This is a genomic window from Polynucleobacter sp. 78F-HAINBA (genome assembly GCF_018882325.1).
In the GTDB taxonomy this organism is placed as follows: Bacteria; Pseudomonadota; Gammaproteobacteria; order Burkholderiales; family Burkholderiaceae; genus Polynucleobacter.
Window position 1 is genome coordinate 37,590 of the sequence record NZ_JACVOQ010000011.1, and the last position, 11,485, is coordinate 49,074.

Annotated in this window: 9 protein-coding genes; 8 read left to right on the forward strand and 1 reads right to left on the reverse strand. The window is 47.0% G+C overall.

The window, feature by feature from the left end; translation table 11 throughout:
* Positions 1 to 160 precede the first annotated feature (160 nt).
* From xseB to folE2, 4 genes are read left to right on the forward strand one after another with little or no spacing between them, the layout of a single operon-like run.
* Entirely contained in the window at positions 161 to 394 is a 234-nt protein-coding gene (gene xseB, locus ICN11_RS09730) for an exodeoxyribonuclease VII small subunit (protein WP_015421852.1), read from the forward strand.
* Positions 395 to 416: 22 nt separating this feature from the next.
* A complete protein-coding gene (locus ICN11_RS09735) occupies positions 417 to 1,310 on the forward strand; it encodes a polyprenyl synthetase family protein (protein ID WP_216230221.1) in 894 nt (297 codons plus the stop codon).
* Between the two features lie 16 nt (positions 1,311 to 1,326).
* Positions 1,327 to 3,231 (forward strand): 1-deoxy-D-xylulose-5-phosphate synthase, encoded by a 1,905-nt coding sequence (gene dxs, locus ICN11_RS09740; RefSeq protein WP_216230222.1) that lies wholly within the window; start codon positions 1,327 to 1,329, stop codon positions 3,229 to 3,231.
* 25 nt (positions 3,232 to 3,256) lie between these two features.
* Positions 3,257 to 4,084: a GTP cyclohydrolase FolE2 gene (folE2, locus tag ICN11_RS09745; protein ID WP_216230223.1), complete on the forward strand. Its 828-nt coding sequence runs from the start codon at positions 3,257 to 3,259 to the stop codon at positions 4,082 to 4,084.
* A gap of 22 nt (positions 4,085 to 4,106) precedes the next feature.
* On the opposite strand, the gene tsaD is transcribed toward folE2, so the two are convergent.
* Positions 4,107 to 5,180, reverse strand: coding sequence for a tRNA (adenosine(37)-N6)-threonylcarbamoyltransferase complex transferase subunit TsaD (gene tsaD, locus ICN11_RS09750; protein ID WP_216230224.1), 1,074 nt, complete (start codon positions 5,178 to 5,180; stop codon positions 4,107 to 4,109).
* 77 nt (positions 5,181 to 5,257) lie between these two features.
* Here tsaD and rpsU point away from each other — a divergent pair, with 77 nt between their 5' ends.
* From rpsU to rpoD, 4 genes are all read left to right on the forward strand, one after another.
* The gene (gene rpsU, locus ICN11_RS09755; RefSeq protein WP_011903537.1) at positions 5,258 to 5,470 is read left to right on the forward strand and encodes a 30S ribosomal protein S21; all 213 of its coding nucleotides are present in this window, start codon (positions 5,258 to 5,260) and stop codon (positions 5,468 to 5,470) included.
* A 119-nt stretch (positions 5,471 to 5,589) separates the two neighbouring features.
* Entirely contained in the window at positions 5,590 to 6,036 is a 447-nt protein-coding gene (locus ICN11_RS09760; protein WP_216225261.1) for a GatB/YqeY domain-containing protein, read from the forward strand.
* A 27-nt stretch (positions 6,037 to 6,063) separates the two neighbouring features.
* Positions 6,064 to 8,013 (forward strand): DNA primase, encoded by a 1,950-nt coding sequence (dnaG, locus tag ICN11_RS09765; protein ID WP_216230225.1) that lies wholly within the window; start codon positions 6,064 to 6,066, stop codon positions 8,011 to 8,013.
* Between the two features lie 223 nt (positions 8,014 to 8,236).
* Complete coding sequence (rpoD, locus tag ICN11_RS09770; RefSeq protein ID WP_216230226.1) at positions 8,237 to 10,792, forward strand: RNA polymerase sigma factor RpoD; 2,556 nt, start codon at positions 8,237 to 8,239, stop codon at positions 10,790 to 10,792.
* Positions 10,793 to 11,485: the final 693 nt, after the last annotated feature.

Sequence of the window (11,485 nt, forward strand, 5' to 3'; positions counted from 1 at the left end):
TCCCCACCCCCGAAAACGTCAGCCGAAGCTAAGCGGAATAACCAATCCAACCATCGACGGATCGATATTGGAAAGGAAGGAGGGGATTATACCCATCTGACCCCCGTCTCGCTTTAATATGTAGGGCTACACAGGTAAGAAATTTGAAGGAAATAAGCTAATGCCAGCAAAGAAATCTGAGGGTCAGAAACCCGGTCTTGAGGTTCAAATCGACCCCAACTTGCGTTACGAGCAGGCTGTTAAGGAGCTAGAAAAGCTCATTTCCGACATGGAGTCAGGCAAATTCTCCTTGGAAGAGACGTTGTTGGCTTACCAACGGGGTGCGGCGCTCCTCAAGCATTGTCAAGCCATGCTGGCTCAAGTTGAGCAGCAAGTCCGGGTATTTGAAGCCTAAGTTACGCGCAAATTAAGCCTTTATGAACAATACGCTTTCATTTGAAGATTGGGTTCGCGCTCACGGGCAGCGAACTGAATCGGCTTTAGATAATTTGCTTGATGCTGCCAATACCAGTCCTGCGCGTTTGCATGAAGCAATGCGTTACGCCGCTCAAGGTGGCGGCAAACGCATTCGTCCTCTCTTGGTTTATGCCGCTGGTGCATTGAGTGACGATACAAATCAAAACGCATTAGATGCTGCTGCTGTGGCAATCGAATGTATCCACGCCTATTCATTGGTGCATGATGATTTGCCTTGTATGGATGATGATGATTTGCGTCGTGGTCGACCTACGGTACATAAAGCTTATGACGAGGCAACTGCCTTGCTAGTGGGTGATGCCTTGCAGACTCGCGCATTTGAAGTGTTGGCAAATGCACAGTGTGATGCCGATACGCGCTTGACTCTGATCAGCGCATTGGCCGATGCCTCTGGTTCTCGTGGAATGGCAGGCGGCCAGGCAATCGATCTTGATAGCGTTGGTAAAAAATTAGACCTCGCCGGTTTAAAGCAAATGCACGCGATGAAAACGGGCGCTCTGCTTTCTTGCTCGGTGCAGATGGGCGGTATTGCTGCCAAATTGAATCCCGCCCAAATGCAGCATCTTCAAAATTATTCCGAAGCTTTAGGTTTAGCCTTTCAAATTGTGGATGATGTTCTTGATGCCACTGCGGATAGTCAAACCTTAGGTAAAACCGCTGGGAAAGACGCTGCCAATGACAAGCCAACCTATGTCACCTTGATGGGTTTAGACTATGCACAGAAAGCAGCAAAAGATTTGCAAGAAACCGCAATTGCTAGCTTAGAGGGTTTTGGCCCCAAAGCCCAGGCCCTGAAAGATTTGGCTCTATTGGTGGTTAATAGAGGCAAATAAGATTACTGAAGATTTGATGACTTTAAATTCCATTCACTCTCCTGCAGATTTAAAAAAACTTCCCCGTGAGCAGCTTCCTGCTCTCGCAGATGAGTTGCGTCAGTTTGTATTAGATTCTGTTTCTAAAACGGGCGGACACCTTTCATCCAATCTAGGAACGGTTGAATTATCGATTGCGCTGCACTATGTCTTCGATACACCACAGGATCGAATCGTCTGGGATGTGGGTCATCAAAGCTATCCACACAAAATTTTGACTGGTCGTCGTGAGCGCATGAATACCTTGCGTCAGTTTGAAGGCTTATCTGGTTTTCCACGACGCGCTGAAAGTGAATACGATGCCTTTGGTACCGGCCACTCCTCAACAAGTATTTCTGCGGCAATGGGTATGGCGCGCGCCTTCCAAACCAAAGGTGAAAAACAAGTTGCTGTTGCCGTGATTGGCGATAGCGCGATGACTGGTGGCATGGCATTTGAAGCCATGAACAATGCCGGCGTGTATGACGACTTGCCATTGGTAGTAATTCTGAATGACAACGATATGTCGATCTCGCCAGCAGTGGGTGCACTCAATCGACACTTGGCCAGATTATTAAGTGGCAATATTTATTCTGCAACGAAGAAGGGTATTGATAGCGTCTTATCGATTGCCCCTCCATTGCGTGAGTTTGCAAAGCGTTTAGAAGATCATGCCAAGGGCATGGTTTCACCATCAACTATTTTTCAAGAGTTTGGCTTTAACTACTTTGGACCAATCGATGGTCACGATTTAGATGCGCTCATTCCGATGTTGCAAAACGTACGCCGTTTGGCGCTTGAGGGGCGTGGCCCACAGTTCTTGCATGTCGTGACGCGCAAGGGTCAAGGCTATGAGTTGGCTGAAGCGGACCCAGTTCTGTATCACGGTCCTAGTAAGTTCAATCCAGAAGAAGGCGTTAAGAAATCTACTGGCACGACTCAAAAAACCTTTACTCAAGTATTTGGTGAGTGGCTCTGCGATATGGCGCATGCCGATCCATTGTTAATTGGTATTACGCCAGCAATGCGCGAGGGCTCTGGTCTCGTAGAGTTTGAGCAGAATTTCCCGAAGCGTTATTACGACGTCGGCATTGCTGAACAACACGCAGTCACTTTTGCTGCTGGTATGGCATGCGAAGGTATGAAGCCTGTAGTGGCGATCTATTCAACCTTCTTGCAACGCGCCTACGATCAACTGATTCATGATGTGGCGATTCAGGATCTTCCAGTGTTATTTGCATTGGACCGTGCTGGCTTAGTTGGCGCAGATGGCGCAACGCATTCAGGTGCATATGACATTCCGTTCTTACGTTGCATTCCGAATATGTTGGTCTTGACGCCTGCTGATGAAGCAGAGTGTCGCGATTTATTAACTACCGCATTTCATCAGCCACACCCAAGCGCAGTTCGCTACCCGCGTGGCGCTGGTGTTGGCACTATTCCTTCAAAAGAATTACGTACCGTGCCATTAGGCAAAGGTGAGTTACGCCGTAAGTCCAATGCCCCTGCAGGTCAACGCATTGCAATTTTGGCTTTCGGAACTTTGCTCTACCCAGCACTTGAAGTGGCCGAGCAAATTGATGCTTCAGTTGCCAATATGCGCTTTGTAAAACCATTGGATCTTGAGCTTCTTAAATCCTTGGCGCAAGATCATGATTATTTTGTGACGATTGAAGATGGCGCGATTCAGGGTGGTGCCGGAAGTGCTTGCTTGGAAGCGCTCTCCGCTATGGGTATCAATAAGCCCCTATTGCAATTGGGTCTTCCAGATGAATTCGTGGAGCATGGCGATTACAAGCTCTTGATGAGTAAGTGCGGCCTAGACTCTGAGGGGATTGCAAAGGCTATTTCCCTACGTTTTCCTATGAAAACTGCTACAAATCCTATGGTTGCAGGCAAATAAGTCATTTTTGCTTGAAAATAGAGCCATGAACGACATCAACACCGCCTTTCTGAAACCGCAAGCCATGCCGGATATTCAATCCTCGCATGATGAGCGTGCTTTGCCAATTGAGCAGGTGGGGATTCGGGGATTGCGTCATCCATTAACTATTCGCACTCAGACAGGCGTTATGCCTGCTGTTGGTAATTTTGAAATGGATGTGGCTTTACCTGCGCATGTGAAGGGCACTCATATGTCCCGTTTCATTGCGCTTTTGCAAAAACACAATGAGCCTATTGATAGCGCATCTGTAGTTGCAATGGTGCGTGAGATGTTGCCGCTACTCAATGCAACAGAAGGTCGCATTCAATTTACTTATACGCACTTCGTTAAAAAAGCTGCACCAGTATCTGGTGTTGAAAGCTTGATGGATTACGAAGTAACTTGGGTTACAAAAGCTAAACAAAATGCGTCTGGCGTAATCGACGTTGAGTTAAACCTCCGCGCTTTAGTTCCAGTGATGAGTTTGTGCCCTTGCTCAAAAGAGATTTCTGAGTACGGCGCACACAATCAACGCTCACATGTAACGATGTCTGTTGAGCTTGATCCACAGACTAAGATGACAGTAGAAGATTTGGTTGCGGCCGCTGAGAGCCAAGCCTCTAGCGAGTTGTGGGGCTTGCTCAAGCGCCCTGACGAGAAGTGGGTTACTGAGCGTGCGTATGACAATCCAAAGTTTGTAGAAGACTTAGTCCGCGATGTTGCCGGCCAACTTAAAGGCGATGATCGTATTTTGTCTTTAGTGGTTGAGGCTGAGAACTTTGAATCGATTCACAATCACAGCGCCTACGCCAAAATTAGCCTGACTAAGTAATCAGCACTAAATCGAGAGTTACTTAAGCGAGATTATTGCTCGTCAAATCCCAACGGGGTTTGATATCAAAAGCACCTGAAGTAGTTGAGCCATTATTTTCTGCCAACATGCGCAGTGCTCCAGCAAATGCAATCATGACCCCGTTATCGGTGCATAGATCGACTGGCGGGTAGTGCACTTCAAATCGATTCTTCTTAGCGCTGGCATTGAGAGCTGAACGTAATTGCAAGTTGGCACCCACACCACCAGCAAGCACCAAATGTTTGCAACCAGTTTGCTTGAGCGCCTTCTCTGATTTACTAATGAGCACCGCCACCAAAGAGTCGACAAAACTGCGTGCGAGGTCCGCATGAAATGTTGCAATTTCATTGGAATCGGTAATGCCTAGTGCCTCAAATTTTTTCACCTGGTTCAGAACCGCTGTTTTGAGACCGGAGAAAGAAAAATCCAAATCTCCCGAATGCAGCATCGGTTTGGGCAGGTCAAATCTGCCGGATTGACCTTTTTCTGCCAATTTTGAGATGGCGGCGCCACCCGGGTAGTCCAAACCTAGTAATTTGGCGGTTTTATCAAAGGCCTCTCCAGCAGCATCGTCTAAGGTTTCGCCTAGAAGTTGGTATTTACCAACCCCACTGACTAGCATTAACTGGGTATGCCCGCCTGAGACTAAAAGGGCAATAAAGGGAAATTCCGGTACAGAAACCCCTAAAAGTGGGGAAAGTAGGTGTCCTTCAAGGTGATGTACCCCGATGGAGGGCAAATTGAGGCCTTGGGCCAAGGATTTGGCAAAAGCGCTTCCTACAAGCAGTGCGCCAGCCAAGCCGGGGCCTTGGGTATAGGCAACAGCATCAATATTCTTTAACTTGAGCCCAGCCTCATGCAAAGCATCGTCCAGAAGGGGTAAAACCCGCCGTATATGGTCTCTAGAGGCCAATTCTGGGACAACGCCCCCGTAATCCCGGTGCATTGCTATTTGGGAGTGCAAAGCCTGTCCTAGGATGCCCTGATGGGCTGGGGCGTGGTTTTCCCAGGGGGAGGTGTCGTATACGGCTACCCCGGTCTCATCACAAGAAGTTTCTATGCCTAAAACAATCATTTTTTTGCTTGGTCGTGCTAGAATCGCTGTTCAGTTAATTTTTCGATATTTTTCGAGCATATACGAGTTAAACAAGTATGACTACAGTCCGCCTCCGTGAGAACGAACCTTTTGAAGTGGCATTGCGCCGTTTCAAGCGCACCATTGAAAAAAATGGTCTTTTGACAGACTTGCGTGCCCGCGAGTTCTACGAGAAGCCAACGGCTGAACGTAAGCGTAAAAAGGCCGCTGCTGCTAAACGCCATTACAAGCGTATTCGCAGCCAGATGTTGCCTAAAAAGCTTTACTAATCGAATTTAAAAGCTCTCCTCACCGAGAGGCTTTGAAACCCGCTGACGGTGAAACGCAGCGGGTTTTTGCTTTTGAATCGCCAGCAATTTATTAGATATTGAATACCGGGAAAAATGCCATGAGTCTAAAAGATCAAATCACCGAAGATATGAAAAACGCAATGCGTGCAAAAGAAGTAGCGCGCCTTGGAACTATCCGTCTTTTATTGGCAGCTATCAAGCAACGTGAAGTAGACGATCGTATTGTGATGGATGATGCGAGTGTGATTGCTACCGTTGAGAAGATGATTAAGCAGCGCAAAGACTCCATCTCCCAATTTGAAAAAGCCAATCGTGATGATTTAGTCGCAATTGAAGCGGCTGAGATGGTCATTCTGCAAGATTACTTACCTGCACAGTTATCTGATGCTGAAGTGGAAGCGGCCGTGGCTGCAGCAGTTGCATCTACCGGTGCGGCTGGCCCACAAGACATGGGCAAAGTGATTGGCGTTCTTAAAGGTCAGTTAGCTGGTAAAGCTGACATGGGCAAAGTTTCTGGTTTAGTAAAAGCTGCACTCGCCAAGTAAAGTAAAAGTAAGCCTCATCCACTACTGATGGCTCTCATACCCCAATCCTTCATTGCCGATTTATTAAATCGGGTTGACATCGTGGATGTGGTTGGGCAGCACGTGAAGTTAAAAAAAGCGGGCGCAAACTATCAAGGTTTGTGCCCCTTCCATTCTGAGAAGTCTCCTTCATTTTCAGTATCACCTACCAAGCAGTTCTATCACTGCTTTGGTTGTGGGGCGCATGGTTCTGCCATCAGTTTTCTCATGGAGTATTCCGGTCTTGGTTATGTTGATGCAATTGAAGATCTAGCTCGTTCGGCAGGATTGGATGTACCACGTGAAGAGCGCACTGCGAATGATGTTGCACGCCAACAGCAAACCATGGCCTTAAGTGAGGTCATGAGTTCAGCGGCAGACTGGTATCGCCAGCAACTCAAGGTGGCACCTCGTGCAGTTGAATACCTCAAGGGGCGCGGCCTTACTGGTGAGATCGCTAAACGCTACGCTTTAGGTTATGCGCCTGATGGTTGGCAGGGGCTTGAAGCGGTCTTTGGTACTTATGCCAACGATGAAGTGGCAAAGACTTTGCTTGAGGGTGGCTTACTTATTCAGAGTGAGCAAGGCGATAACAATCAAACAGCGCGTCGCTATGATCGTTTTCGTGATCGCATCATGTTTCCGATTCGTAATCCTAAAGGTCAGACAATTGGCTTTGGTGGACGCATTCTCGATCAAGGTGAGCCCAAGTATTTAAATTCTCCCGAGACGCCACTATTCTCCAAAGGCAATACGCTCTACGGATTATTCGAAGCAAGACAAGCCATTCGCTCTCAAGAATACGTACTCGTATGTGAGGGCTATATGGATGTCGTAGCGCTCGCGCAATTGGGCTTCCCCAATGCGGTAGCTACATTAGGTACGGCCTGTACCGCGAATCACGTGCGTATGTTATTACGTCAAACCGATCGCATCGTATTTTCATTTGATGGTGACTCTGCTGGTCAGCGCGCTGCTCAGCGTGCGTTGGAAGCATGCCTACCCCTAATGTCTGATGACAAAGAGATTCGTTTCTTATTCTTGCCGACAGAGCATGATCCAGATAGTTATGTCCGTGCTTATGGCGCACCTGCTTTTGAAAAAGTTATCAAAGAAGCCATGTCGATCTCGAGCTTCTTCTTTAAGATTGCTAGCCAAGACCATGAGCTCACAACACCTGAAGGTAGAGCTCAAACACATCACGCAGCAAAACCTTTGTTGCTATCGATGCCGCCAATCGCATTGCGTACACAAATCTTGCGTGAGCTAGCTATTCGTACAAATTCAACGCCTGCAGAGTTAGAGTCTTTCTGTGGATTGACGGTGGCTCCTGCGCCAGTGCAACAGGGTTCTTATGCAACAACGAATCAGCGTGCACCCAACTTCGTTCAAGCCAATAGTGGCAATCGGACGCAAGGTGCACCGTGGCAAGCATCTAAAGGCTCGGCCAAAAGAGCGCCTATCCAAAACATTCCACCACCTCAGGCTCCTACGGATTTAGCAGAACAGATGTTGCGTGTCTTGATTCAGTTTCCGCATTTAGGAAAAGCTTTGGATGCTAACAAGCGGACGCTTGCTTTGCAGGCCTCCGAATTGCGTTCAGAAAAAGCCTTGGAGCTCATGAAGGATTTGTTAGTCCAATGTGACCAGGTTGAATTGATTCCTGGTGAGAATGGCAAGCCACCATCAGTAGGTGCTGGCGCATTTGCACTATTTCAAGAGCAGTTATCCCGTAGTGAACTTGCCCCACTCTATGAAGTGTTGAGAAAACGCGTGATGGGCTCTGATTTAGATCTTGATGGCGCTGTTGCAGATCTTGAGGGGGCATTCAAAAAACTGGAACTTACCCACCTCAAGATGGAAATGACGGAAATCGCTCAAAAGATCGCTGCTAGCACTGCTACAGAGCAAGATCGAGCTCGATATCGCGAGCTGGGCGAAAGATTGAAATTCTCCTAAGAATTTTCTGATTTAACTCTAGAAAAACCTGAAATTTACCCCATATTTTGAGTGTGGAAGGGGGTAAAAAAGTCGCAATCGACTATAATCCTCTATTCCCAGAAAAAACCGATTTAATTCAGCCACTTGCGCTTTATTTTGAAGAAATTTGGGGCAAGTGGACAAAGTAGCTGCGCCTAAGCAGTCGAGAACAATCATCAGTAACGTGAGTAAGTGCTAATAAATGCCAAATATTAAGAAAAAACCAGCAGCTAAATCAGCCAAGCCAGCAGTCAAAGCTAAGGCACCAGCAAAGCCAGCGGCAAAAGCGAAGGCTCCTGCTAAACCAGTTGCCAAGGCAAAAGCCCCGGCTAAGCCAGTAAAGGCAGCGGCTAAACCAGCTAAGGTGCCAGCAAAACCAGCACCGAAAGCAAAAGCACCAGCTAAGCCTGTAGCAAAAGCGAAAGCACCAGCCAAACCAGTGAAGGCTCCTGCTAAAGCGGCTAAGCCAGTTGCGAAGACAAAAGCACCAGCTAAGCCAGTTGCAAAAGTACCAGCTAAACCAGTAAAGGCTCCTGCAAAGGCAGCGGCTAAACCGGCTAAGACGCCAGCAAAACCTGCAGCAAAGGCCCCAGCCAAACCATTAAACGCTCCCGCAAAGGCGCCGACTAAAGTTGTAGCTCCTAAGGTTGAAGCGGTGAAGGAAGTTAAGCCAGCCAAGGAAGTTAAAGAAGCTAAAGGCAAAAAGGCCAAGGAAGTTCAAGTGGAGGTTGTGGCCACTGAGGAAGTGAAAAAAGGCCGCAAGCCAAAGGCGGATGCTCCTGCAGAAGGCGCTGAGCCAGTATTAACTGATCGTCAAAAAGCACGTGAGCGCAAAGCAAAAGAAAAAGCGCTCCTAAAAGAATTCGCTGCACAACAGTTAGGTTCTGAAGAGCAGCAAGAATTACGCCGTACCCGTCTGAAGACATTGATCAAGATGGGTAAGTCCAAGGGTTACTTAACTCATGGCGAAATGAATGACGTCATGTCAGATGAGTTGTCTGATGCCGATGCATTAGAAACACTGATCAGTCTTTTGAATGACATCAACATTACTGTTTACGAGCAGGCTCCAGATGCTGAGACACTTCTTTTAAATGAGAATGCCTCGGCAACCACTTCTGAAGAAGAGGCTGAAGAAGAGGCGGAAGCCGCTTTAGCTACTGTTGATTCAGAGTTCGGTCGTACAACTGATCCAGTGCGTATGTATATGCGCGAGATGGGTACCGTTGACCTCTTGACTCGCGAAGGCGAGATCGTCATTGCGAAGAAGATTGAAGCAGGCCTCAAAGACATGGTGATGGCTTTGGCCGCTTGCCCTGTCACGATTGGCGAGATCTTGGCTAACGTAGACAAAATTGCTAGTGGTGAGATGGAGATTGATCAGTTTGTAGACGGATTGGTTGACCCTAATGCAGAAGATATTAAGCTTGGACCAGAAGAGCCAGAAGTTGACCCAGATGCTGAAGAGGGTGACGAAGAAGGCGGTGAAGATGAAGGTGGCGGCGGTGGCGGTGGCGCAGCTACAGCTAACGCTAAGCAACTAGAGGAGTTGAAGCAAATCTCCTTAGAGAAGTTTGCGATTGTTCGTACGCAAGCTGACAAGATGCGTCGTGCATTTGATAAAGAGGGTTATAACTGCCCAGCTTATATCAAGGCACAAGAAGCTATTCGTGGTGAGTTGCTTGGTTTCCGTTTGACTGCAAAGAGTGTTGAGAAGTTATGTGACACCATGCGTTCGCAAGTTGATCAGGTTTGGAAACTCGAGCGCGGTATTGTGAGTTTGTTAGTCGACAAAGTTGGAGTCAATCGTGGTGAAGTATTAAAAGACTTCCCTAAGATGTCAATGAACCTCGAGTGGACTGCCAAGTTACTCAAAGAAAACAAGCCATACACAGCATTGTTGCAACGTAACGTTCCAGCGATTCAAGAACTTCAACAGAAGTTAATTGATATTCAAACTCGTGTTGTATTGCCACTTCCAGAATTAAAAGAAGTGAACAAGCAAATGATTGCGGGCGAGAAGCGTGCGCGTGAAGCGAAGCGTGAGATGACTGTTGCCAACTTACGCTTGGTAATCTCGATTGCTAAGAAATACACCAACCGTGGTTTGCAGTTTTTGGATTTGATCCAAGAAGGTAATATCGGTTTGATGAAGGCGGTAGATAAGTTTGAATACCGTCGTGGTTATAAGTTCTCTACTTATGCAACTTGGTGGATCCGTCAGGCGATTACCCGTTCTATCGCTGACCAAGCACGTACGATCCGTATCCCAGTTCATATGATTGAGACGATCAATAAGATGAACCGTATTAGCCGTCAAATCTTGCAAGAAACTGGTCATGAGCCAGATGCTGCAACCTTGGCACTTAAGATGGAAATTCCTGAGGACAAGATTCGCAAGATTATGAAGATCGCTAAAGAGCCAATCTCCATGGAAACACCAATTGGTGACGATGAAGATTCTCATTTGGGTGACTTCATTGAGGATGGCAATACTTTGGCTCCGGCTGAAGCGGCATTGCATGACTCGATGCGTGATGTGGTTAAAGACGTTCTCGATTCATTGACACCGCGTGAAGCAAAAGTATTACGTATGCGCTTTGGTGTTGAGATGAGCACAGACCACACTCTCGAAGAGGTAGGTAAGCAGTTTGACGTTACTCGTGAACGTATTCGTCAGATCGAAGCCAAGGCTCTGAGAAAAATGCGTCATCCAAGCCGCAGTGACAAACTCAAGACCTTCCTCGAAGAAGATTGATCCAAAGACTAACGGGCCTATAGCTCAGTTGGTTAGAGCAGAGGACTCATAATCTAATTAAGTTTTTTGATTTATTAAAATTACTTAATTAAATCAAGTATTTACATGTAGTAAAAGTTGTAAAAATTGCTTCTACAGTGCTTCTACACTTTTTAGACCTAATTACTGGCCTAGCGAGTGGAGAAACACTGAAGCAAGTAAGATTAAGTTTTAGGGCCCATAGCTCAGTTGGTTAGAGCAGAGGACTCATAGCGAAAGTTGTGCCTTATGCGTGGAAACTGCATAAGGGATGGTGTCAAATTCGGCGAAACCTAAAGTCGTTTAAACGAGTTGTTGTATTTTTTACAAAGTACATAAATCGTTTCAAACGAATATGGCAACACCGAGCGAAGCTCAGTAAGAAATTACTTTGAACGTGTAGAGACTAGACGGCACCCATCTAAGTCCAGCAATGGATATGATGAAGGCATAGTCCAGGGAGTAGTGAAAGCTACACAAACCGGAATCCTTTGGTCCCAGGTTCAAGTCCTGGTGGGCCCACCAAAAAAGAAAAACCCCAGTTAGAGATGAACTGACCCACAAAAGTTGGACACTAAATCCAACTCAAAGGGGTCAGCTTCATGAGCAAACACAGCACTCAGTTCAAGCTAAAAGTGGTTACTGAGTATTTAAGGTCTGGGGGCTACCTCAGGG